Annotated in this window: 25 protein-coding genes; 16 read left to right on the plus strand and 9 right to left on the minus strand. The window is 68.2% G+C overall.

Annotated features, from left to right (window positions below; genetic code table 11):
- Positions 1 to 4 precede the first annotated feature (4 nt).
- Both PARHAE_RS05760 and nadC read left to right on the plus strand, forming a co-directional pair.
- A complete protein-coding gene (locus PARHAE_RS05760) occupies positions 5 to 1,546 on the plus strand; it encodes an L-aspartate oxidase (RefSeq protein ID WP_126153649.1) in 1,542 nt (513 codons plus the stop codon).
- Positions 1,543 to 2,388 (plus strand): carboxylating nicotinate-nucleotide diphosphorylase, encoded by an 846-nt coding sequence (nadC, locus tag PARHAE_RS05765; RefSeq protein WP_126153650.1) that lies wholly within the window; start codon positions 1,543 to 1,545, stop codon positions 2,386 to 2,388. The genes PARHAE_RS05760 and nadC overlap by 4 nt, the downstream gene beginning before the upstream one ends.
- 227 nt (positions 2,389 to 2,615) lie before the next feature.
- Here nadC and PARHAE_RS05770 read toward each other — a convergent pair whose 3' ends face one another.
- Positions 2,616 to 3,302: a response regulator transcription factor gene (locus PARHAE_RS05770; RefSeq protein ID WP_126153651.1), complete on the minus strand. Its 687-nt coding sequence runs from the start codon at positions 3,300 to 3,302 to the stop codon at positions 2,616 to 2,618.
- Positions 3,303 to 3,438: 136 nt separating this feature from the next.
- Between PARHAE_RS05770 and ribA the strand changes: the two genes are divergently transcribed.
- Positions 3,439 to 4,497, plus strand: a complete 1,059-nt coding sequence (gene ribA / locus PARHAE_RS05775) for a GTP cyclohydrolase II (protein ID WP_126153652.1) — start codon at positions 3,439 to 3,441, stop codon at positions 4,495 to 4,497.
- Positions 4,494 to 4,988, plus strand: a complete 495-nt coding sequence (locus PARHAE_RS05780) for a L,D-transpeptidase family protein (protein WP_126153653.1) — start codon at positions 4,494 to 4,496, stop codon at positions 4,986 to 4,988. The genes ribA and PARHAE_RS05780 overlap by 4 nt, the downstream gene beginning before the upstream one ends.
- Before the next feature lie 206 nt (positions 4,989 to 5,194).
- On the opposite strand, the gene PARHAE_RS05785 is transcribed toward PARHAE_RS05780, so the two are convergent.
- Entirely contained in the window at positions 5,195 to 6,334 is a 1,140-nt protein-coding gene (locus PARHAE_RS05785) for an alkane 1-monooxygenase (RefSeq protein ID WP_126153654.1), read from the minus strand.
- A 10-nt stretch (positions 6,335 to 6,344) separates the two neighbouring features.
- Positions 6,345 to 7,382 (minus strand): A/G-specific adenine glycosylase, encoded by a 1,038-nt coding sequence (locus PARHAE_RS05790; protein WP_126153655.1) that lies wholly within the window; start codon positions 7,380 to 7,382, stop codon positions 6,345 to 6,347.
- 85 nt (positions 7,383 to 7,467) lie between these two features.
- On the opposite strand from PARHAE_RS05790, the gene PARHAE_RS05795 reads away from it, so the two are divergent.
- From PARHAE_RS05795 to mscL, 3 genes are all read left to right on the plus strand, one after another.
- Positions 7,468 to 8,019 carry a DUF721 domain-containing protein gene (locus PARHAE_RS05795; protein WP_126153656.1) on the plus strand — a complete coding sequence of 184 codons (552 nt, stop codon included), beginning with the start codon at positions 7,468 to 7,470 and terminating at the stop codon, positions 8,017 to 8,019.
- Entirely contained in the window at positions 8,013 to 8,642 is a 630-nt protein-coding gene (locus PARHAE_RS05800; protein ID WP_126153657.1) for a DsbA family protein, read from the plus strand. Before PARHAE_RS05795 ends, PARHAE_RS05800 begins: the two co-directional genes overlap by 7 nt.
- A 151-nt stretch (positions 8,643 to 8,793) precedes the next feature.
- Complete coding sequence (mscL, locus tag PARHAE_RS05805; protein WP_126153658.1) at positions 8,794 to 9,255, plus strand: large conductance mechanosensitive channel protein MscL; 462 nt, start codon at positions 8,794 to 8,796, stop codon at positions 9,253 to 9,255.
- Between the two features lie 54 nt (positions 9,256 to 9,309).
- Here the strand turns inward: mscL and ald are convergent, their stop codons facing one another.
- Positions 9,310 to 10,428, minus strand: coding sequence for an alanine dehydrogenase (gene ald / locus PARHAE_RS05810; RefSeq protein ID WP_126153659.1), 1,119 nt, complete (start codon positions 10,426 to 10,428; stop codon positions 9,310 to 9,312).
- A gap of 132 nt (positions 10,429 to 10,560) precedes the next feature.
- Between ald and PARHAE_RS05815 the strand changes: the two genes are divergently transcribed.
- Together PARHAE_RS05815 and PARHAE_RS05820 are read left to right on the plus strand one after the other, a co-directional pair.
- Positions 10,561 to 11,022 carry an Lrp/AsnC family transcriptional regulator gene (locus tag PARHAE_RS05815; RefSeq protein ID WP_126153660.1) on the plus strand — a complete coding sequence of 154 codons (462 nt, stop codon included), beginning with the start codon at positions 10,561 to 10,563 and terminating at the stop codon, positions 11,020 to 11,022.
- 3 nt (positions 11,023 to 11,025) lie between these two features.
- Positions 11,026 to 11,880 carry an alpha/beta hydrolase gene (locus PARHAE_RS05820; protein WP_126153661.1) on the plus strand — a complete coding sequence of 285 codons (855 nt, stop codon included), beginning with the start codon at positions 11,026 to 11,028 and terminating at the stop codon, positions 11,878 to 11,880.
- Between the two features lie 91 nt (positions 11,881 to 11,971).
- Here the strand turns inward: PARHAE_RS05820 and rpsU are convergent, their stop codons facing one another.
- Positions 11,972 to 12,178 (minus strand): 30S ribosomal protein S21, encoded by a 207-nt coding sequence (gene rpsU, locus PARHAE_RS05825; protein ID WP_126153662.1) that lies wholly within the window; start codon positions 12,176 to 12,178, stop codon positions 11,972 to 11,974.
- A gap of 96 nt (positions 12,179 to 12,274) precedes the next feature.
- On the opposite strand from rpsU, the gene PARHAE_RS05830 reads away from it, so the two are divergent.
- Both PARHAE_RS05830 and PARHAE_RS05835 read left to right on the plus strand, forming a co-directional pair.
- Positions 12,275 to 12,931: a COQ9 family protein gene (locus PARHAE_RS05830; protein ID WP_126153663.1), complete on the plus strand. Its 657-nt coding sequence runs from the start codon at positions 12,275 to 12,277 to the stop codon at positions 12,929 to 12,931.
- Between the two features lie 9 nt (positions 12,932 to 12,940).
- Positions 12,941 to 13,936 (plus strand): NAD(P)H-quinone oxidoreductase, encoded by a 996-nt coding sequence (locus PARHAE_RS05835; RefSeq protein WP_126153664.1) that lies wholly within the window; start codon positions 12,941 to 12,943, stop codon positions 13,934 to 13,936.
- 238 nt (positions 13,937 to 14,174) lie between these two features.
- On the opposite strand, the gene PARHAE_RS05840 is transcribed toward PARHAE_RS05835, so the two are convergent.
- The gene (locus PARHAE_RS05840; RefSeq protein WP_420899389.1) at positions 14,175 to 14,837 is read right to left on the minus strand and encodes a ribonuclease T2 family protein; all 663 of its coding nucleotides are present in this window, start codon (positions 14,835 to 14,837) and stop codon (positions 14,175 to 14,177) included.
- Between the two features lie 149 nt (positions 14,838 to 14,986).
- Here PARHAE_RS05840 and PARHAE_RS05845 point away from each other — a divergent pair, with 149 nt between their 5' ends.
- Positions 14,987 to 15,739: a DUF1013 domain-containing protein gene (locus tag PARHAE_RS05845; protein WP_126153665.1), complete on the plus strand. Its 753-nt coding sequence runs from the start codon at positions 14,987 to 14,989 to the stop codon at positions 15,737 to 15,739.
- Positions 15,740 to 15,810: 71 nt separating this feature from the next.
- On the opposite strand, the gene PARHAE_RS05850 is transcribed toward PARHAE_RS05845, so the two are convergent.
- The 3 genes from PARHAE_RS05850 to PARHAE_RS05860 form a co-directional block, all read right to left on the minus strand.
- Positions 15,811 to 16,065, minus strand: a complete 255-nt coding sequence (locus PARHAE_RS05850) for a GlsB/YeaQ/YmgE family stress response membrane protein (protein WP_126153666.1) — start codon at positions 16,063 to 16,065, stop codon at positions 15,811 to 15,813.
- A 113-nt stretch (positions 16,066 to 16,178) separates the two neighbouring features.
- A complete protein-coding gene (locus tag PARHAE_RS05855; protein ID WP_126153667.1) occupies positions 16,179 to 17,651 on the minus strand; it encodes an NAD-dependent succinate-semialdehyde dehydrogenase in 1,473 nt (490 codons plus the stop codon).
- Between the two features lie 212 nt (positions 17,652 to 17,863).
- Positions 17,864 to 18,853, minus strand: coding sequence for a P1 family peptidase (locus tag PARHAE_RS05860; RefSeq protein WP_126153668.1), 990 nt, complete (start codon positions 18,851 to 18,853; stop codon positions 17,864 to 17,866).
- Between the two features lie 350 nt (positions 18,854 to 19,203).
- On the opposite strand from PARHAE_RS05860, the gene PARHAE_RS05865 reads away from it, so the two are divergent.
- The 4 genes from PARHAE_RS05865 to PARHAE_RS05880 all read left to right on the plus strand — a co-directional run bounded on the left by PARHAE_RS05865 (position 19,204) and on the right by PARHAE_RS05880 (position 22,574).
- A complete protein-coding gene (locus PARHAE_RS05865) occupies positions 19,204 to 19,833 on the plus strand; it encodes a VPLPA-CTERM sorting domain-containing protein (RefSeq protein ID WP_241232685.1) in 630 nt (209 codons plus the stop codon).
- Positions 19,834 to 20,004: 171 nt separating this feature from the next.
- A complete protein-coding gene (gene smpB, locus PARHAE_RS05870) occupies positions 20,005 to 20,475 on the plus strand; it encodes an SsrA-binding protein SmpB (protein WP_126153670.1) in 471 nt (156 codons plus the stop codon).
- Positions 20,476 to 20,538: 63 nt separating this feature from the next.
- Positions 20,539 to 21,393, plus strand: coding sequence for a 3-mercaptopyruvate sulfurtransferase (gene sseA / locus PARHAE_RS05875; protein ID WP_126153671.1), 855 nt, complete (start codon positions 20,539 to 20,541; stop codon positions 21,391 to 21,393).
- Positions 21,393 to 22,574 (plus strand): amino acid aminotransferase, encoded by a 1,182-nt coding sequence (locus PARHAE_RS05880; RefSeq protein ID WP_126153672.1) that lies wholly within the window; start codon positions 21,393 to 21,395, stop codon positions 22,572 to 22,574. The genes sseA and PARHAE_RS05880 overlap by 1 nt, the downstream gene beginning before the upstream one ends.
- Positions 22,575 to 22,624: the final 50 nt, after the last annotated feature.

The following is a 22,624-nucleotide window of genomic DNA, read 5'->3' on the forward strand; positions in this document are numbered from 1 at the left end:
TCCGATGATCCGCACCGACCGCGTGGTGATCGTCGGCGCGGGGCTGGCCGCGCTGTATGCGGCGCTGGTGCTGGCGCCGCGTCCGGTGCTGATGATCTCGCCCGATCCGCTGGGCCAGGGGGCCAGTTCCGCCTGGGCGCAGGGCGGGGTCGCGGCGGCGATGGACCCGGCCGACAGCGCCGCGCTGCACGCCGCCGACACGCTGCGGGCGGGGGCGGGCCTTGTCGATGCCGACGTGGCCCGGCTGGTCACGGCCGAGGCGCGCGACCACATCCTGCGCCTGACGGCGCTGGGCACGCCCTTCGACCGCGGCGCGGCGGGCGGCTATGTCCTGTCGCGCGAAGCCGCGCACAGCCTGGCCCGCGTCGTCCGCGTCCAGGGCGACCAGGCGGGGGCGCAGATCATGCGCGCCCTGGCCGCCGCCATCCGGGCCACGCCCTCGGTCCAGGTGGCCGAGGGCTGGGTGGCGACCGGGCTGCGGACGGACGGCGGCCGCGTGGCGGGGATCGACCTGGCGCGGTCCTCGGGATCGGCAACGGTGACGGTCGCGGCCCCGGCGGTGCTGATCGCCGGCGGTGGCTCGGGCGGGCTTTACGCCGTCACGACCAATCCGCCGCGCATCCGGGGCGAGGCCCTGGGCATGGCCGCCCGCGCGGGCGCGGTGATCTCGGACGCGGAATTCGTGCAGTTCCACCCCACCGCCATCGCCAGCGGCGCCGATCCTGCGCCCCTTGCGACCGAGGCGCTGCGCGGCGAAGGCGCGCATCTGGTCAACGCCCATGGCGTCCGCTTCATGACCGCGCTGCATCCCGATGCCGAACTGGCCCCGCGCGACATCGTGGCCCGCGGCGTTTACGCCGAGGCCCGGGCGGGCCGCCGTCCCGCGCTGGATTGCCGCGCGCTCGGACCCCGCATCGCGGCGGATTTCCCGGCCGTGGCGGCGGCCTGCGCGCGGGCGGGCATCGACCCTGCGCGCCGGCCGATCCCGGTCGCGGCGGCGGCGCATTACCATATGGGCGGTATCGCCACCGATCTGGATGGCCGCAGCAGCCTGCCCGGCCTCTGGGCCTGCGGCGAGGCGGCCTCGACCGGGCTGCACGGCGCGAACCGCCTGGCCTCGAACGGGCTGCTGGAGGCCCTGGTCTTCGCGCGCCGGGCGGCGCTGTCGATCGGCCGCGACGGCCCGCCTGCCGCCCCGGTCGCCTTGCCCGATCCGGCCCCCGCCGCGCCGCCCGATCCCGTCCTGGTGGCGCGCCTGCGCCAGGCCATGACCGCAGGCGCGGGCGTCCTGCGCGACGCCCAGGGCCTGACGGAAGCCCTGCGCGGCATCGCCCGGATCGAGGCCGCACAGCCCGACTGTCCGCGCCTGGCCAACATGACCGCCACCGCCACGCTGATCTGCGCCGCCGCCCTGGCCCGCCAGGAAAGCCGGGGCGCCCATTGCCGCACCGATTTCCCCGACCCGCTGCCCGATGCCCGCCGCAGCCGCATGACCCTGGCCGAGGCCCTGGCGCTACGCCCCATCCCCGAACCGGAGCCGTCATGACCCCGCCCTTGCCCGACCTGATCCTGGAACCCCTGGTCCGCGCGGCCCTGATCGAGGATCTGGGCGCGCATGGCGACATCACCACCCGCACGGTGATCCCGCAGGGCACCCGCACCCGCGGCGCCATCCGCGCGCGCCAGGCGGGCACCGCCTCGGGGATGCAGCTTGCCGCGCTGGCCTTCCGCCTGATCGACCCGGCCCTGCGGCTGGAGGTTCTGGTCCCCGACGGCGCCGCCTTCGCCCCCGGCGACACGCTGGCCCGGATCGAGGGCGACGCCGCCGCGATCCTGTCGGCCGAGCGGGTGGCGCTGAATTTCGCGGGCCGCCTGTCGGGCATCGCCACCATGACGGCGGCCTTCGTGGCCGAGACGCGCGGCACCGCCGCCCGCATCACCTGCACCCGCAAGACCACGCCCGGCCTGCGTCTGGTGGAAAAACAGGCGGTGCTGCATGGCGGCGGCTTCAACCACCGCGTTTCGCTGTCCGACGCGATCCTGATCAAGGACAACCACATCGCGGCAGGCGGCGGCATCCGCGCCGTGCTGGGGGCCGTGAAGGCCCGCGCCTCGCACATGATGCGTGTCGAGATCGAGGTCGACGACCTGGACCAACTGGCCGAAGTCCTGGACGAGGGCGGCGCCGACGTGGTCCTGCTGGACAACATGGACACCGCCGCGCTGCACCGCGCGGTCGCCATGGCGCAGGGCCGCGTGGTGCTGGAGGCCTCGGGCAACATGCGCCTGCCGCGCATCGCCGAGGTTGCGGCGACGGGGGTCGACTATATCTCGGTCGGCGCGCTGACCCATTCGGTGCCCGTGCTGGATCTGGGCCTGGATTTCTGACGCGCACGGATGCGGGCCTCCCGGAGCCTGGGCAAGTTTTTGCCGCCTGCGACGCAGCGTCAGGCGTCCGCCGAGAACGGCGGAACCCCGACGAGGCCGTCAATGGGCAAGCTTGCATGGACGCGCAGATCGGTGTCGCCGCAGCGCGCGGACGGCCAGCGACGACACCGGGGGACGGCGGCATTGATGGACGAATTGCGGCGGTATGACTTGACCGTTAAGCCACGTCACGCCACCAGCCGATAGCCTCCCGATTCCGTCACCAGCAGGCGCGCATTGCTGGGATCGGGTTCGATCTTCTGGCGCAGGCGATAGATGTGGGTTTCCAGCGTATGCGTGGTCACGCCCGCGTTGTATCCCCAGACCTCGTGCAGCAGCACGTCGCGGGCCACCACCCCGTCCTGGGCGCGGTACAGGAATTTCAGGATGTTGGTTTCCTTCTCGGTCAGGCGGATCTTGCGGTCCTTCTGGTCGATCAGCATCTTCATCGCCGGCTTGAAGGTGTACGGGCCCAACTGGAAGATCGCGTCTTCGGACTGTTCATGGGTGCGAAGCTGCGCGCGCAGGCGGGCCAGCAGGACCGGGAACTTGAACGGCTTGGTGATGTAATCGTTGGCGCCGGCGTCCAGGCCCAGGATGGTGTCGGCGTCGGTGTCGTGGCCGGTCAGCATCACGATGGGGCATTTGACGTTCAGCTTGCGCAGCTTCTTGCACAACTCGCGCCCGTCGGTGTCGGGCAGGCCCACGTCCAGGATCACCAGGTCGAAGATCGCGCCCTTGGCGGCCTCGACGGCGGCCGCGCCGCTGCCGGCCTCGGTCACATCGAAGTCGTCGGTGGCGGTCAATTGTTCGGCCAGGGCCTCGCGCAGGTCTTCCTCGTCATCGACCAGCAGGATTTTTTTCAGTCCGGGCATGTTGCCTCCTGTCTCTTGTTGCGCAAAGACGTGGGCGAGGCCGCGCCGCCCGTCCAGCATCATGTCGGAAATCTCACATGGAGTTGTCGGCATGGATGCTTATGTTTCAAATTGTTTCAAAACTCCGGGACCGTCCATGAGCCTGATCCCCACCCTGACCGAGGTCGTGTCCCGCGCGCGGACCGATCTGCGCATGGGCCTGCCGGTGATGATCGGCGGGCACCTGCTCGCGGCGGTGGAAACGCTGTCGCCCGCACGGCTGGACGCGATCCGCGCCCTGGGCCGGCCCGTGCTGGCCCTGACCGAGCGCCGGGCCGAGACGCTGAAGGCGCGGGCCTATGACGACGGGCTGGCCCGCGTGATCGTGCCGCCGGAGGCCGACCATGCCTGGCTGCGGGCGCTGGCCGATCCCTCGGGCGATCTGATGACGCCGATGAAGGGGCCGCTGTTCACGGAACGCGACGGCGACGCGACGCCGCATCTGGCCGGACTGGCGCTGGCGAAATCGGCGCAGCTTCTGCCCGCCGTTCTGGTGGTGGCAAGCGCGCCGCTGCCCGGTCTGACCCAGGTCGCGCCCGGCCCGCTGCTGGCGCAGCTTGCGCATGAGGCGGCCCTGGCCCCGGTCGCCGCCGCCAACCTGCCGCTGGCCGCGGCCGAGAAATCGCGCCTGCACATCTTCCGCCCCGACGATGGCGGGGCCGAACATTACGCCATCGAGATCGGCGATCCCCCCAGGGACGCCCCGGTCCTGGCGCGGCTGCATTCGGCCTGCTTCACCGGCGATGTGCTGGGCAGCCTGAAATGCGATTGCGGCCCGCAGCTTCATGCCGCGCTGGCGGCGATGGGTCAGGCGGGGCAGGGGGTGCTGCTGTATCTGAACCAGGAAGGCCGGGGGATCGGGCTGGCCAACAAGATGCGCGCCTATGCGTTGCAGAACCAGGGGTTCGATACGGTGCAGGCCAACCACCGGCTGGGGTTCGAGGATGACGAACGCGATTTCCGCATCGGCGCGGCGCTGCTGCGGCGGATGGGATTTTCGGCGGCGCGGCTGATGACGAACAACCCGCGCAAGGTGGCCATGCTGGAAAGCCACGGCATCGCCGTGGCGGAACGGGTGCCGCTGGTGGTCGGCCGCAACCGCTTCAACACCGGCTATCTGGACACCAAAGCGGCGAAATCGGGGCATCTGCTGTGACGCCGGGCGATCTGGTCCTGACGCCGCAGGGGGTGCGGTTCCGGGGGCGGCTGTTTCCTTGCAGCATCGGCAAGAGCGGCGTGACCCGCGACAAGCGCGAGGGCGACGGCGCCACCCCCGCCGGGATCTGGCGGATCACCGGGCTGTGGTACCGCCCCGACCGTCTGCCCCCGCCCGCGCCTTGGGCGCGACCCATCGGGCCGGGCGATCTGTGGTGCGATGCGCCGGATCATCCGGGGTATAACCATCATGCCCGCGCCCCGCTGGCCGCCAGCCATGAACGGCTGCGGAGGGCGGATCCGCTGTATGACCTGATCCTGACCACCGACTGGAACTGGCCCGATGCGGTGCCGGGGCGCGGATCGGCGATCTTCCTGCATCAGTGGCGCAGGCCCGGTTTCGGGACAGAGGGCTGCATTGCCTTCGCGCGTCGGGATCTGATGTGGATCGCCCGGCGGGCTGCGCCGGGGACGCGGGTGATTGTGCCGTGACGTTGACCGGACGGGACAAGGAAACGCACTGCGTTTCCCCCGTCCGCCATGCGACCTTGCCATCAGGGACGGTGCCGTCCCGCGACCACGAGAGGCCGGCGCCCGCCGGGGGCGGGGCGGGCGCTGGCCGGGCCTTTGAGGCCCGGCGGTTCCGGTGACGATGTCGCGGCGTGGCGAAGGCGATGGCCTTCGCCAGTCATGGGCTGCTACAGCGCATTCCTCGGCATCGGCAGTTCGCCCCGGTTATACGGTCCCCAATCCGTCACCTCGGGGTAAAACTGCCGCCGCCACGCCCGGACGCGCGGGTTCATGCGACGCCGCCACCAGGGCGGGACCATGGCGACGAAGGTCATCGCCGGATAGCCCAGCGGCAGTTGCGGCGCCTGGTTCGCGCCATAGGTTTGCAGCAGCGGAAACCGCCGGTCGGGCTTGGTGTGATGATCCGAATGGCGTTGCAGGTTGATCAGCAGCCAGTTCGACGCCCTACGGCTGGCGTTCCAGCTGTGGCGCGGCAGGACAGGCTCGTATCGCCCCTTGCCCAGATGCTTGCGGGTCAGGCCGTAATGTTCGACGTAATTCGTCAGTTCAAGCTGCCAGATCGCGACGAAGGCCTGGAACAGGAACAGCGCCAGCCCCTGCGCCCCGCCAAGCGCCAAGGCCAGCGCGATCATCGCCCCTTGCAGCGCGGCGTATCGCCAGAACGGGTTGCGGCGGTCCCAGGGGCTGCGGCCCGCCCGCGCCAGCAGCCGGGTTTCCGCCCGCCAGGCGCTGCGCGGGCCGTCGCGCAGCACCCGCGCGAAGAAGCGATAGAACCCCTCGTTATAGCGCGCCGACACGGCGTCGCGCGGGGTCGAGACCCAGGCGTGATGGACCAGCAGGTGCTCGGTGCGGAAATGCGAATACAGGGTGGATGCCAGCAGCAAGTCGCCCATCCAGCGTTCGACGGCGGTCTTCTGGTGCAGCAGCTCATGGGCGTAAACCATGCCGATGCTGCCCGACAGCACGCCGATGCCAAAGAACAGGCCCAGCTTTTCCAGCCCCGACAGATGCCCGGAATGGGCCGCATACCAGATCGAACCGAAGATCGCCGCGAATTGCAGCGGGAACCAGATCACCGTGACGGCGCGGTGCCAGAACAGGGCGCGGGTTTCGGTCCCCGGATCCGGGTTCGCCGGATTCAGGCCCAGCACCCCGTCAAGCGCGATGGTCAGATACCAGGCGTAACCGGGCAGCAGCATCCACCACAAGCCGCCGTTCCAGGCGGCCAGGGCGACCAGCGGCAGCATCACCACCGACATCCAGAAGGGCGCGGCGGCGGGCAGTCTGCTGGGGGTTGAATCGCTCATCCACAGGACATTACGCAGCGATGTCGGCGCGCGCCATATCCCAGACCTTGCGCATCAGGCCGGGCAGGGAACTGCGGTCGATATGCCGCAGGGGCACCAGGCGGCCGCGCGTGGGCGGGCCGTCCAGATCGCCCAGCATCACCTGCAAGGACAGGGTGAAATGGGTGAAGACATGGCGGACATGGCCGATCTCTCGCCAGGCGGCAATGCCGGGCGGCGGCAGGTCGCGCCCGTCCCAATGGGCCGAGGGGAAGGCCAGCGTGCCGCCCAGCAGGCCCTTGGCCGGGCGTTCCTCGAACAGCACGGCGTCACCGTGGCGGGCGACCCAGGCGATGCCGCTGCGGTCGGGCTTGGCAGCCTTCGGCGTCTTGCGCGGCAGGCTGGCGGCGATGCCTGCGGCACGGGCGTCGCAATCGTCGATCAGCGGGCAGATGCCGCAGGCCGGGTTGCGCGGCGTGCAGATCGTCGCGCCCAGATCCATCATCGCCTGCGCGTAATCGCCGGGCCGATTGCGGGGCGTCAGCGTTTCGGCAAGGACCACCAGTTCGGGCTTGGCGGCGGGCAGGGGCGTTTCCACCGCGAACAGCCGCGCCACCACCCGTTCGACATTGCCGTCCACCACCGTTTCCGGCGCGTCATAGGCGATCGCCGCGATCGCGGCCGAGGTATAGGCCCCGATCCCCGGCAAGTCCCGCAGCCCGTCGCGCGTGTCCGGAAACCCGCCAGCGGCCGTCACCGCCCGCGCGCAGGCCAGCAGGTTGCGGGCGCGGGCATAGTATCCAAGCCCCGCCCATTCGGCCATCACCTGCGCATCCGGCGCGGCGGCCAGATCCTGCACGCTGGGCCACAGCGTCGTGAATCGTTCGAAATAGGCCTTGACCGCCGCGACGGTGGTCTGTTGCAGCATCACCTCGGACAGCCAGACGCGATAGGGGTCGGCCGCGCCCCCATTCGGCCCGCCGCCCGGCGGGACGCGCCAAGGCAGGACGCGCGCGTGGCGGTCGTACCAGTCCAGCAGATGCGGGGCGATCACCTTGGTGTCACGCAATATTCAGTCCCTCGCTTTCCGGACGCGCTTTCATCCCGCGCCGGGGCTGATTAAGGATATGGGGGTGACAATGCACCAGGCAAAGATGGCAAAAGCGTCCGACCGTCCCCGCAACCCCCAGGCAAGCCGCAGGCGCGGCTTCCAGCAAGCGTCGGCGCTGCTGGCCGACCGGGTGCAGAAGGCGGCCGAGGGGCGGGGATTCGCCATGGCCCGTCTGCTGACCAATTGGCCCGAGATCGCCGGTCCCCGGCTTGCCGGGATGACCCGGCCGGTGCGCATCAGCCACGCGCGCGGCGGGTTCGGCGCCACCCTGACGCTGCTGACCGCCGGCCCCGTCGCGCCGCTGGTGGAAATGCAGCTGCCGCAGCTGCGCGACCGGGTGAACGCCTGCTATGGCTATAACGCGGTGCAGCGGATCGTGCTGACCCAGACGGCGGCCAGCGGGTTCGCCGAAGGGCAGGCGGTCTTTGCCCCGGCCCCCGTCCAGGCCGCGCCGCCCGATCCGCAGATCGTCGAAAAGGCCGACCGCATCGGCCGTCAGTTCCAGGATCCGGCCCTGGCGCAGGCGATGGCGCTGCTGGCCCTGAACATCGAAACCAAACGACACCGGAACCACCGAAAGGATTTTCCATGCTGACCCGTTTCGCCGTCGCGGCCCTGGCGCTTGCCCTGGCCGCCCCCGCCGCGATGGCCCAGGACGCCGACGCGACCGCGACCCTGCCCGACATCGCCATGGGATCCGAGGACGCGCCCCTGACCATCGTCGAATATGCCAGCTTCACCTGCGGCCATTGCGCCAATTTCCATGCCGAGAACTGGCCGAAGCTCAAGGCCGAGTATGTCGATACCGGCAAGGTGAAGTTCATCCAGCGCGACGTGTATTTCGACCAGCCTGGCCTGTGGGCGGGCGTCCTGGCGCGCTGCGGCGGCGACGATAAGTTCTATCCCGTATCCCACATGCTGTTCGACGAACAAAAGGACTGGCTGGCCGGCGGCACCGGAGAGGAGATCGCGGCCAACCTGCGCAAGATCGGCCTGAAGGCGGGCATGACCGAAGACCAGATGACCGCCTGCTGGGAAGACACCGCCAAGGCCGAACAGCTGATCGCAACCTTCCAGAAGAACGCCACCGCCGACGGGATCGAGGCGACGCCGACCTTCATCATCGGCGGCGAAAAGGTCCAGAACCAGCCTTGGGACGACATGAAGGCCGTCATCGACGCCAAGCTGGCCGAGGCCGAACCCGCCCCGGCGAACTGACCGCACCCGTCTGACGCATGTGGCCCGCCTGACACAAGGCGGGCCTGACGCCGCACGTTTTTCCCATGCAAATCGTGCGGAATTGCCTTTTGATGTCGCGCGCCCCATGCTTTGTGCATGGCGAACGCGCGCGTTAACAAGGGACAGCGTCATGATCAAAGAATTTCGGGAATTCATCGCCCGCGGCAATGTCATCGACCTTGCCGTCGGCATCATCATCGGGGCGGCTTTCACAGCGATCGTGAATTCCGTGGTGGCCGATCTTATCAACCCGATCCTGGGCCTGCTGACCGGCGGTGTCGATTTCACCAACAAGTATTTCGTCCTGTCGGGCAATGTTCCCGAAGGCGCCAGCCTGGCGGCGGCCCGCGATTCCGGCGCGGCGGTCTTTGCCTATGGTTCCTTCGCGATGGCGGTGCTGAACTTCCTGATCATCGCCTGGGCGGTGTTCCTGCTGGTCAAGGCCGTGAACCGCCTTCAGACCATCGCCGCCAAACCGAAAGAGGAAGAGGTCGTCGTGGCGGCCCCCACGCAGGAAGAACTGCTGGCGCAGATCCGCGACCTGCTGGCCGACCGCACCGGCTGGCAGGACCACCCGGCGCCCCGCGCCTGATCCCCCGCGCCTGACCCATTGCCCGGCGCGGTTCGCCCGCGCCGGGCGCCTTGCCTACTGCGCCAGAAGCCGGTCGGGGGTGATCGCCTCCAGCCCCAGGGCCTCGCCCACCGGGGCCGAGGTCAGGCGGCCGCCATGCGTGGACAGCCCGGCGCGCAGATGCGGATCGTCCTGCACCGCCTGCCGCCAGCCCTTGTCGGCCAGGGCCAGCAGGAAGGGCAGCGTCGCATTGCCAAGCGCCTGGGTCGAGGTGCGCGCCACCGCGCCCGGCATGTTGGCCACGCAGTAATGCACTATGCCGTCAACCTCATAGATGGGATCCTGGTGGGTGGTGGCGCGGGATGTCTCGAAACAGCCGCCCTGGTCAATGGCCACGTCCACCAGCACAGCGCCGGGCTGCATGGTGGACAGCTGGTCGCGCGTCACCAGCTTGGGCGCGGCCGCGCCAGGGATCAGCACCGCGCCGATCACCATGTCCGCCGTGCGGATCAGGTCGGCCGTGGCCGCCGCGCTGGAATATTGCGTGGTCAGCCGCCCCATGAAGATGTCGTCCAGGTATGACAGCCGCGCCACCGATCTGTCGGTGACGGTGACATTCGCGCCCATGCCCACGGCCACCCGCGCCGCCGCCGTGCCGACCACGCCGCCGCCGATGATCACCACATTGGCGGGCCGCACACCCGGCACCCCGCCCAGCAAGACGCCGCGCCCGCCATTGGCCTTTTGCAGCGCCCAGGATCCGACCTGCGGGGCCAGCCGCCCGGCGACCTCGGACATGGGCGCCAGCAAAGGCAGCCCGCCGCGCGCGTCCGTCACCGTCTCATAGGCGATGGCGGTGACGCCCGAGGCCAGCAGGTCGCGGGTTTGTTCGGGATCGGGGGCAAGATGCAGATAGGTGAACAGCACCTGCCCGTCGCGCAGCATCGCCCGTTCGGCGGCCTGCGGCTCCTTGACCTTGACGATCATCTCGGCGGCCGCAAAGACCGAGGCTGCGTCCGGCGCGATCCCGGCCCCGGCTGCGGCGTAATCCTCGTCCGTGAAGCCCGCGCCTAGCCCCGCGCCGGTTTCCACGACGACATCGTGACCCCTGGCGACGGCCTCGGTCACGGCGGCGGGCGTCATGCCGACGCGGAATTCCTGCGGCTTGATTTCCCTGGGGCAACCGATCTTCATGTTCATCCTCCCTTGTTTTGAGCCAGTGTGGCACCGACCGTCCGCATGATGTTGCGGAGATTAGGCGCGGCCCAGGTCGCTGACGACGAAAAAACCCTGGCACCTTCCCGCTGGGTCGAAGATTATCCCGCCATGTCCGATCTCGATGCAATAGACCGCCGCATTCTGGCCCTGCTTCAGAAGGAAGGCCGAATCAGCAACGCCGAACTGGCGCTGCGGGTGCATCTGTCGCCGTCCGCCTGCCATCGCCGCGTCCAGCGGCTGGAGGAGGCGGGCGTGATCCACGGCTATGTGGCGCTGCTGGACGCGCGCAAGCTGCGCCGCCAGACCACCGTCTTCGTGGAAATCACCCTGTCCGGCCAGGCGGACGAGGTGCTGGAGGCTTTCGAAAAGGGCGTGCGGGCGATCCCCGACGTGCTGGAATGCCACCTCATGGCCGGATCCGCCGATTACCTGCTGAAGATCGTGGTCGAGGATACCGACGATTTCGCCCGCATCCACCGCCAGCACCTGGCCCGCCTGCCGGGCGTGGCGCAGATGCATTCGTCCTTCGCGCTGCGCACGGTGTTCCGCACCACGGCGATCCCGGTGTAATCCATGATCCGCCGTCATCTGTTGGTCCTGCTGGCCGCCACGGCGGCAACCCCCGCGAAAGCCCAGCCGCGCCGCCACGATCCGCCCCCGGAAATCGACCATCCCCGCGCCAGCCATTTCGCCTTCGGTCCTGAAGGCAGGCAATGGCGCATCTTCGTGGGCCTGCCCGACGCGCCGCCGCCGCAGCAGGGCTATTCCGTGATCCTGTCGCTGGACGGGGCCACCACCTTCCCGCAGTTCTGGACCCATCGGGAAACCCGCGCGCCGGGCGCGCCGGTGATCCTGTTCGGCATCAGCTATGAAGGCGCCAACCGCCGCTGGGTGGATCTGACTTCGCGCGCGATGGCGCCGGTGCTGCCGATCCTGGGGTATCGCAGCGCGCCGCGCGACCGCCTGACCGGAGGGCGAGAGGCGTTCCTGGCGATGATCGGGGACGAGCTTCTGCCGGAACTGGCCCGCCGCTATCCGCTGGATCAGGGCGACATGACCCTTTACGGCCATTCGCTGGGCGGGTTGTTCGTGCTGCATACGCTGTTCAACCGTCCTCATCTGTTCGCCCGCCATGTCGCCGCCGACCCCTCGGTCTGGTGGAACGCGGGCGAATCGCAGCGCGAGGCGGCGGCTTTCGCCGGGGGCGTCGCGGCGGCGGGCGGACGGGTCGATCCTGGGGTCCAGGTGATGATCGCCCAGGCAGGCCGGGCGCGGCAGAACCACCCCCACGATCCGACATCGCTGGTGCGGATCCTGTCGGGAATCCGGGGACTGGACGTGATGTATCGCCCCTATCCGCAGGAAAACCACGGCTCTCTGATGGGGCCGTCCACGGCGGATGCCCTGGACCTGCACCTGCTTCGGTAGGGAGCCGATACGCAGACCCCCGCAGCTTATGCCGCGGGGGTCTGACTGAAACGAAGATCGCGTCGTCTTACAGGACGCCTTCGCGCTGCGTTCAGAGAGCGCCTTCGCGTTGCGCCTTCTTCCGCGCCAGCTTGCGGGCGCGGCGCACGGCCTCGGCCTGCTCACGGGCTTTCTTCACGGACGGTTTCTCGAAATGCTGCTTGAGCTTCATTTCGCGGAACACACCCTCGCGCTGAAGTTTTTTCTTCAGGGCACGAAGCGCCTGTTCGACGTTGTTGTCGCGAACATTGACCTGCATGTGGTTGTCACCACCTTCCTAGGTTAGAGTTGCAAGATTGCAGGATGCGCCCCCCTATCAAAGCCGGGCGCCCTTGTCCAGACCAGAGAGGTTGCCATGACCCGGACCGACCGCGACGCGCTTCTTGACGCCGCCCTGACCCATGTCCCGTTCGAAGGCATGAACGACCGCGCCCTGATGGCCGGCGCGCGCGACCTGGCCATGTCGCCCGACCTGGCGCGGGTGCATTTCCCGCAAGGCGGCGCGGGGCTGGCCGCCGCCTATCACCGCCGCGCGGACGCGATGCTGCGCGACAGCCTGTCCCAGACCCCGCCGGGCGGCCGGTTCCGCGACCGCGTGGCCGAGGCGATCTGGCGGCGGCTGGTGCTGGTCGATGCCGAACTGGTGCGCGCAGGCGCAGCCACCCTGTCGCTGCCGCAGAACGCGGCGCTGGCCGCGCGGCTGGTCTGGGAAACGGCGGATGTGATCTGGACGGGTCTCGGCGACACCTCGCGCGACGTGAACTGGTACTCCAAGCGCGCCACCTTGTCGGCGGTGATCAGCGCCACGGTGCTGTTCTGGCTGGGCGACGATTCGCCGGACCATGCGGAAACCCGCGCCTTCATCGACCGCCGCATCGACGGGGTGATGCGGTTCGAACAGGTCAAATCGACCTTGCGCAAGCTGCCGGGGGCGGCGACGCTGGCCTCGATGACCCTGGGCTGGATCCGCGCGCCGCAGTCGCGAGACCTGCCCGGCCGTACCCGCCCGTAAGGAGAGAGAATGTTCCCCGACGCCATGACCGCGGTCGAGATCGCCGCTCCCGGCGATGCAGACATGCTGCGCGTGACCAGCCGTCCGGTCCCCGTGCCGCGCCACGACCAGATTCTGATCCGGGTGGCCTATGCCGGCGTCAACCGCCCCGACGTGCTGCAACGCCAGGGCAGCTATGCCCCGCCCTCCGACGCCTCCGACCTGCCGGGGCTCGAAGCCTCGGGCGAGATCGTCGGCATGGGCGCGGGCGTGACCCGCTGGAAAAAGGGCGAACAGGTCTGCGCGCTGCTGCCGGGCGGCGGCTACGCCGAATATGCGGTCTGCCATGCCGACCATGCGTTGCGCATCCCCTATGGGCTGTCCTTGCGCGACGGCGCCTGCCTGCCGGAAACCGCCTTCACCGTCTGGTCGAACGTGGTCACGCGCGGCCGCCTGACCGGGGGCGAGCGCTTCCTGGTCCATGGCGGGACGTCGGGCATCGGCATGATGGCGATCCAGGTCGCCCGTGCCCTGGGCGCCCGCGTTTTCGCCACGGCGGGCAGCGACCAGAAATGCGCGGCCATCGCGGCCCTGGGCGCTACCGCCATCAACTATCGCACGCAGGATTTCACCAAGGTCATCGCGGCCGAGGACGGCGCCGATCTGATCCTGGACATGGTCGGCGGCAGCTATATCCCCAGGAACATCCGTGCCCTGGCCCCGGACGGGCGGCTGGTGATGATCGCCTTCCTGGAAGGCCCGAAGGTCGAATTGAACTTTGCGCAGATCATGGCCAAGCGCCTGACCGTCACCGGATCGACCCTGCGCCCGCAATCGGATGCCGCCAAGGCCGAGATCGCCGAGGCGCTGCGCAAGAGCCTGTGGCCGCTGATCTCGGCCGGGACTGTCAGGGTCACGATCGACAGCGAATTCGCGCTGAAGGACGCGGCCGAGGCCCATCGGCGCATGGAAGGCAGCCAGCACATCGGCAAGATCGTGCTGAAGGTGGCGGGCGATGCCGACTGAGGCACCGGCAGGAGCCTCCGGCGGGGATATTTGAAGCACAGAAGATGCAGGCACGCACACAGACCTTGCGGGCGCTCGTCCCCAAGGTCTGTGGCATCTCCTGTGGCGGTCATCGGCGTCCCCGCCTGTACCGCCCGCCCATGATCACGCCAACAGATTAAGAAATTCTGAACGCCACCATCTTCTGTGCGAAAATATCCCGGGGGAGTCCGAAGGACGGGGGCAGCGCCCCCCTGTTTCAGCGCACCTGTTCCATCAGGACGCGCGGCCGGGAACAGTCCCGCCGCACGTCCGGCGCGCAGTCGCGCGGTTGCAGGTCGCGGGTCAGGCAGATGCGGACTTCGGCCAGGGCTTCGGCCTTGCAGGTGACGGTGATGCCGTCGAGCGCCAGATCCGGGTTCGCCTCGATGAAGGCGTCCTCGACCACGGCGGGGGGCAGGGTGATGTCGCGCGGCAGATCGTCGAAGGGCGCGGGGATGGCGATCCCTTCGGCAGCCGCGCGCAGCGTCGCATAATAGTCGCGCGCCGACAGGCCCGAGCAGCGGCCGTGCTTTTGCCACTGATGCCAGGCCAGGCCCGGATCCATGATGTCGGCCATCGCCTGCGTCTCGCGTCGGGACGGGTCGCGTTCGTCGGTGCTGCAGTAATCCGGCCAGCCCTGTTCGTATTGCGGCCAGAGCCCGTGGACGGTGAAGTCCCGGCCGCTGCCCCGGCGGCACTCGCGCGCGTCCCGCCCGTCGCCGGTGGTGCGGCACCAGCTTGGCTGCCAGCTGAGCGACAGCACGTAATAGTCGAAATCCCCCGCCACCCCGTCGGATCGGGCGGGGCCGGCCAGCAGCATCAGGAACAGCAGCGCGTGTTTCATGCCGCCACCTTGCATGGCGGCGGGGGCGTCGTCCATGGCGAGGATGCGAATCCTCTTTTCCCCGCGCGGCAGAATCGCTATATCACCTGTCAATTCCCCCCGAAAACGAGGAATGGCAGCCGCCAAAAGCCGTTTTTCCGGCGAAGCCGCCTATTGTTCGGGGCAGACATGCGAAGGAGATTGACATGAGCAAGCCGCTGATGGCCAAGGCGACCGCCGTCTGGCTGGTGGACAATACCACGCTGAGCTTCAAGCAGATCGGCGATTTCTGCGGCCTGCACGAATTGGAAGTGCAGGGCATCGCCGATGGCGACGTGGCGGCGGGGGTCAAGGGCTATGACCCGGTGGCCTCGAACCAGCTTGACGCCGAGGAAATCCGCAAGGGCGAGGCCAGCCCGACCTATGTCCTGCGCCTGAAGCACAACCCCGCCGCCGAGGGCGAGGAAAAGCGCCGCGGGCCGCGCTATACGCCGCTGTCCAAGCGGCAGGACCGCCCCAATGCGATCCTGTGGCTGGTGAAGTTCCACCCCGAGCTGGCCGATGCGCAGATCGCCAAGCTGGTGGGCACGACGAAGCCGACCATCGCCTCGATCCGCGAGCGCACGCACTGGAACATCCAGAACATGCAGCCCATCGACCCGGTGGCCCTCGGCCTGTGCCGCCAGACCGAACTGGACGCCGCCGTCCAGAAGGCCGCCAAGAAAAGCGGTTCGGGCGAGGTGATGAGCGATGACGAACGCCGCAAGCTGGTCAGCACCGAAACCTCGCTGGCCATGAGCGACGAGCCGCGCCTGCCCTCGTCCATCGCGGGGCTGGAGAATTTCTCGCTGACGCGGGACGAGGACAAGGCGCCCGAGCCTGATCTGAACGCCGACAGCTTCTTCAACCTGCCCGACCGGGACGAGGATGACGAGGACGAGGACGGCCGGGACCGTTGATCGCGCATCCCGTCCGCGCATGAAAAAGGCCGGTGCGGCGTTCCGCACCGGCCTTTTTCCATCCTGTTGCTTCAGGTGTTGCGGCGAATCAGCCTGCCCAGGGCGATCAGGATGCAGGCGCCGATGACGGCGATGACCAATTGCCCGATGGCGCCGCCTGCCGTGGTGCCGAAGATCGCGCGGGCCAGCCAGTTGCCCAGCAGCGCGCCGACGATGCCCAGGATGATGTTCAGCAGCAGGCCGTGGTCGCTTTTCATGATCTTTTCCGCGATCCAGCCCGCGATGGCGCCCAGGATGATCGACAGAATCCAGCCAAAACCTTCCATGCACTTCCCCTTTTTCCAGATGACCCCGCTGGAACCGGACGGGCGGGGCTTCGCCTGTCAATGCGCCCGGCCCGCCTTGTGTTCCCTCAAGCGGCGGAAATCGTTGCGATCTGTCAGATCGACAGGCAGATGTATTTCAATTCCAGATAGTCCTCGATGCCGTGGCGGCTGCCCTCGCGGCCCAGGCCCGACTGCTTGACGCCGCCGAAGGGCGCCACCTCGGTCGAGATGATGCCGGTGTTCACGCCGACGATGCCGTATTCCAGCCCTTCCTGCACGCGGGTGATGCGGCCGATGTCGCGGGCGTAGAAATACGAGGCCAGGCCGAAGATCGTGTCATTGGCCTTGGCGATCACCTCGTCCTCGGTGTCGAAGCGGAACAGGGGGGCGAGGGGGCCGAAGGTTTCCTCGGTCGCGACCTTCATGCGCTCGGTGACGCCGGTCAAGACAGTGGGTTTGAAGAACAGCCCCCCGATCCGTTCGCCGCCAGTGACGACCTGACCGCCGCCGTCCAGCACGTCGCGGATATGCTCCTCGACCTTTTCCACGGCGTCCTCGTTGATGAGCGGGCCAGTGGTCACGCCGTCCTCCAGCCCGTCGCCCACGCGCAGTGTGTCGACCGCCGCCGCCAGCTTCTGCGCGAAGGCGTCATACACCCCGGCCTGCACATAGATGCGGTTCGCGCAGACGCAGGTCTGGCCGTTGTTGCGGAACTTCGACGCCATCGCGCCTTCGACCGCCGCGTCCAGATCGGCGTCGTCGAAGACGATGAAGGGCGCGTTGCCGCCCAGCTCCATCGAGCATTTCAGCACCTGGTCGGCGGCTTGGCGCAGCAGGATCCGCCCAACCTCGGTGCTGCCGGTGAAGGTCAATTTGCGCACCAGCGGGTTTTCGCAGAACTCCTTGCCGATCTCGCTGGACCGTGACGAGGTGACGACCGACAGGATCCCCTTGGGCAGCCCCGCGCGTTCGCCCAGCACCGCCATCGCCAGCGCCGACAGCGGGGTTTCGGCGGCGGGGCGGGCGACGAAGCCGCAGCCCACGGCCAGGGCGGGACCGACCTTGCGGGCGATCATGGCGTTGGGAAAGTTCCAGGGGGTGATCGATCCCACCACGCCGATCGGCTGGCGGATCACGGTCAGGCGCTTGTCGGGCAAGTGGCCAGGGATCGTCTCGCCATAGACGCGCTTGGCTTCCTCGCCGAACCATTCGATGAAGCTGGCGCCATAGGCGATCTCGCCCTTGGCCTCGGGGAAGGGCTTGCCCATTTCGGCGGTCAGGATGCGCGCCAAGTCGTCCTGGTTCGCCATCATCAGGTCGAACCACCGGCGCATCACCTGCGCGCGATCCTTGGCCGTGCGGGCCGCCCAGCCCTTCATCGCCTCGGCCGCGGCCTGGATGGCGCGGGCGACCTCGGCGCGGCTCAGGTCGGCGACCTGGGCGATCACGTCGCCGCGCGCGGGGTTCCGCACGTCGAAGGTGGCCCCGTCCGCCGCATCGACCCATTCGCCCGCCACAAAGGCGCGGGTTTCCAGCAGCGAGGGGTCGCGCAGCAGGGTCTTCAGGTCGGTTGAATGCTTGGTCATCGGGCTTCTCCTCGGGTTGGCCCATGATCAGCACGCGGTCGCGGCGATGTCAAAAGATCGCCGCAGGGCCGCGCGGATCGGAAAAAAATCGCGCATAGGGCGAAAGCGGTGAACCAATGGCAATCGGCTGCGTTGGACAGGCATCGTCAAGCTTCCCTCTTGGCGACCCTCTCTCTCTGACGGGGCGGCGTGCGGCTTGCACGTCGCCCTTTTCAGGCGCGCAGGTTGCGCCAGCAGGGTTGGCCGTCGCCCGGCCGGGGGCTGGCGGCATGGACCGCCCGCGCAATCGCCCGCGCCAGGCAGGATGCGGCGGCATGGCCCAGCAGGAACGAATCGGCGACCGGATCGGCCAGCGGCCTTGCGCCGGTCGAGACCGCAAAGACCAGATCGCCGTCGAGGGGCGTATGGCTGGGGACAAGCGCGCGCGCCATGCCGTCATGCGCGGCGGTCGCCAGCCGTTGCAGCGCGGGTTTGTCCAAGGCCGCGTCGGTGGCCACGATGGCGATGGTGGTGGCCTCTCCCATCCGCTTGGCGGGCTGCGGCTCGTGATCGGCCGGAAAGACGGCTGGCAGGCCAAGCCCGCCGAATTCCGCATCCAGTTCCCACGGTGCGGCCCAGAAATGCCGGGTCTCGCCGACCGTGGCGCGGCCCAGTGCGTTGACCACGACCAGGGCGCCCACCGTCGCGCCGCTGGCCAGCACCGCCGAGGCCGATCCCAGCCCGCCCTTGAGGTTCCCGGTCGTGGCCCCGGTCCCCGCGCCCGCCGTGCCGATGGCGAAATCCGCGCCGGCGGCCTCGAAGGCAGCCCCGCCAAGCGCGGGATAGGGGTTCTGCGTCCACGCCTTGTCGCCGCCGTTCAGCAGGTCGAAGACGATGGCGCCCGGTACGATCGGCACCCGCGCCGCGCCCACGGCAAAGCCGCGTCCCGCAGCAGCCAGCCCCGCCATCACCCCGTCGCAGGCCGCCAGCCCGAACGCCGACCCGCCCGACAGGACAAGCGCATCGGCCTGACTTACCAGCTTGTCAGGGGCCAGCAGGTGGGTTTCCCGCGTCCCCGGCGCCCCGCCCATGACATGGACGGCCGCCGTGAACGGCTTGTCGCCGGTCAGCACCGTGACGCCGGATTTCAGGCGCGGATCGGCGGCATTGCCGACGCGCAGGCCGGGGATGTCGGTGATGAGATTGCGAGGGCCGGGGTGCATGGTGGCAGCAAGTCTTGCCTTGCCGGTGGTTCGAGTTCAACCGCCAGTTCTGCCATGTCTGCCCCTCTGGATCGGGGGTATTTGGGTTCTGCCCGATGCAGGATGCGGGACTTGGATCAGAGGCTTGCCGGTCGCTGAATGATTCGGGTGTTGGCCCACATTGGGAAGGTCTCTCCGATATGAGCTAATAAGTATGAACATGGTTCTACCCTGAGGTGGTCGAAATATCGGGATTTATCCGCTTCCGATTGCAAGACGCGGGTCTTTAACGATTAACGCTTGGGAGGCAGCGCATATGACCTCACACTGCCAGAATGCAAACTGCTGGGAGGAGGCTAGTTGTGCTTAGTATGAAAACCGTTTTTGCGGCGTCAGCCGTCTCGGCGTTTGCGATGTTTGGCAACATCGCGAATGCGGCCACGCTGGATCTGGTGTCTGTAACGGAGAATACCTACCAGCACGCCCAGAACAGCCCGTGCATCATCAGCGGCGTCAATTGCCCGCAACAGCCCGGAGGGTTCGATTACACCGTATACAACAACGGCGGAAACATAGACACGGTTGGCGCGGCGTCGCCCACCTATACCGTTGGATCCCTGCTGGATCTGTTCCCCGGCGGGTTTGCTGTCGGGGTGGACGTAAACGATACGAACACGCCGCAGACGCTTGCCTTCTTCACGATGTCCGTGAACGGCGGCGTGGTGGACAGCTACATGGGGTCCACCGGCAATGTGGGGAACAACAACAACGGCGTCGGGTTTGCCGATTACCTGCTTACCGGATTTACCAGCTTGGCCGGATATGCGCTGACGGATCTGGTAAGCTTTGCAGTGAACTGGGAGGATCTGAACGATGGACCCGATAGCCTGTTCCTGGTCGCCAATGAACCTGCCCCGGTCCCGCTGCCTGCTTCGGCCCTGTTGCTGCTGGGCGGCGTAGGTGGTCTGGCAGCACTTCGTCGCCGGAAGAAACGCGTCTGACGCCTTCTGGCTGTGAAATGAAGCGGCAGGCTTGCAGCCTGCCGTTTTCTCTTTCCCGGCGGGCTGGTCCGGGAAGAAACCGGCCGGGATCGCGCCTGCGTAGCAAAGCAGGGTCCGGCAACGCATCTGTCTGTCTTTACACATCCCTGTCGTGCCCCTATCTGACCCTTCATGGCCACGGATCCTGACAAGAACTACAAGATCATCGCCGAGAACCGGCGGGCGCGCTTCGATTACTTCATCGAAAGCGACCTCGAGGTCGGGATCGTCCTGACGGGGTCCGAGGTGAAGTCCCTGCGCACCGGCCAGTCGAACATCGCCGAAAGCTATGCCTCGGTCGAGGATGGCGAATTGTGGCTGATCAACGGCTATATCGCCGCCTACAAGCAGGCCGGCGTGTTCGGGCACGAGGAACGCCGCAAGCGCAAGCTGCTGGTCAGCCGCAAGGAACTGGCCCGGCTGTGGCAGGCCGTCGGGCGCGAGGGGATGACGCTGGTGCCGCTGGTGATGTATTTCAACCACCGTGGCATCGTGAAGCTGAAGATCGGCGTCGCCAAGGGCAAGAAGAACCACGACAAGCGCGAAACCGACGCCAAGCGCGACTGGAACCGCCAGAAGCAGCGGCTGCTGAAGCAGGGCTGACAGGCCATTGCGCGGGCGGGCATCGCCCTGTAGATCAGGCCCGCATCATGAGCGGAGAGGGCCATGCAGGACGATCCGAAAACGCTGGTCTCGACCGAATGGCTGGCGGCGCATCTGACCGATCCCGACCTGCGCATCCTGGATGCAAGCTGGCACATGCCCGCCACCGGCCGCGACGGCCGGGTCGAATATGACGCGGCGCATATTCCCGGCGCGCGGTTTTTCGACATCGACGCGATTTCCGACAAGCGGTCCGCCCTGCCGCACATGGCGCCGCCGGTGGAACTGTTCATTTCCCGGATGCGGGCGATGGGCGTGGGCGACGGGCATCAGGTCGTCATCTATGACAATTCCGACGTGCGCAGCGCCGCGCGGGTCTGGTGGACCTTCCGGCTGATGGGCAAGACCGACGTGGCGGTGCTGGACGGCGGCTTCGCCAAGTGGCAGGCCGAGGGCCGCCCGACCGAGGACATGCCGCCGATCCTGCGCGACCGCCACATCACCGTGCAGCGCCAGGCGGGGCTGGTGCGCGACGTGACCCAGGTCGCCGCCGCCAGCAAGCTGGGCGATCACGACATCGTCGACGCCCGCGCCGCCGAACGGTTCCGGGGCGAGGCGCCCGAGCCGCGCCCCGGCCTGCGCTCCGGCCATATCCCCGGCGCGAAGAACGTCCCCTTCGGGCGGCTGCTGAACGCCGACGGCACGATGAAGGCGCCCGAGTCCCTGCGCGCGGAATTCGAGGCCGCCGGGGTCGATCTGAAAAAGCCCGTCATCACCAGTTGCGGCAGCGGCGTTACCGCCGCCGTGCTGTCCCTGGCGTTGGAGCGGATCGGGCACCGCAACCACTCGCTTTACGACGGAAGCTGGACCGAATGGGGCAGCTTCCCCGACCTGCCCATCGCAACCGGAGACGCCTGATGCTGTCGAACCTCAAACCGCAAGCCCCCGATTCGATCCTGAAGCTGATCGAGGAATTCAAGGCCGATACCCGGCAGGGCAAGATCGACCTGGGCGTCGGCGTCTACAAGGATCCGCAGGGGGTGACGCCGGTCATGCGGGCGGTCAAGGCGGCGGAACAGCGGATCTGGGAAACCCAGACGACTAAGGCCTATACGGGGCTGGCCGGAGAAACGGATTACCGCGACGCCATGGCGCGGATGGTTTTGCGGGACGTGCCCTCGGACCGGCTGGCGTCGCTGGCGACGGTGGGCGGCACCGGCGCGATCCGGCAGGCGCTGGAACTGGCGCGGCTGGCCAATCCGGGGGTGACGGTCCATGTCTCGAACCCGACCTGGCCCAACCACCTGTCGATCATGAAGTTCATGGGCCTGCCCTTCGTGGAATACCGCTATTTCGACGCTGAAACGCGCGGCGTCGATTTCGATGGGCTGAAGGCCGACATCGCCAAGGCCGGCAAGGGCGACATCGTGCTGCTGCACGGCTGCTGCCACAACCCGACCGGCGCGAACCTGACGCCGGAGCAATGGGCCGAGATCGCCGCGATCCTTGAAAAGTCCGGCGCCATCCCGCTGATCGACCTGGCCTATCAGGGCTTCGGCGACGGGCTTGACGCCGATGCCGAGGCGACCCGCCTGATCGCCGCCCGCCTGCCCGAGGTGCTGATCGCCGCGTCCTGCAGCAAGAACTTCGGCATCTATCGCGAACGCACCGGGATCCTGTTCGCGTTGGCGGAAAACAGTGCCGCGCGCGATCTGGCGCAAGGCTCGATGGCGTTCCTGAACCGCCAGAACTATTCCTTCCCGCCCGACCACGGCTCCCGGATCGTCAGCACCATCCTGACGGACGAGGCCTTGCGCGCCGACTGGGCCGCCGAGCTGGAGGAGGTTCGGAACACCATGCTGGGGCTGCGCGCGCAACTGGCGTCCGAACTGCGCGATCTATCGGGCAGCGACCGTTTCGACTTCATCGGCCAGCATCGCGGCATGTTCTCGCGTCTGGGCGCGACGCCGGAACAGGTCCAGAAGCTGAAAACCGACGCGGCGATCTATATGGTCGGCGATTCGCGCCTGAACATCGCCGGGCTGAACCAGCATACGGTGCCGGTCCTGGCCCGCGCGATCATCGACGCGGGGATCTGATCAGCCCGGATCGCGGCGCGCGGCGTTGACGCCGCGCAGGACCGGGCCGT

This window comes from Paracoccus haematequi, assembly GCF_900631945.1.
In the GTDB taxonomy this organism is placed as follows: domain Bacteria; phylum Pseudomonadota; class Alphaproteobacteria; order Rhodobacterales; family Rhodobacteraceae; genus Paracoccus; species Paracoccus haematequi_A.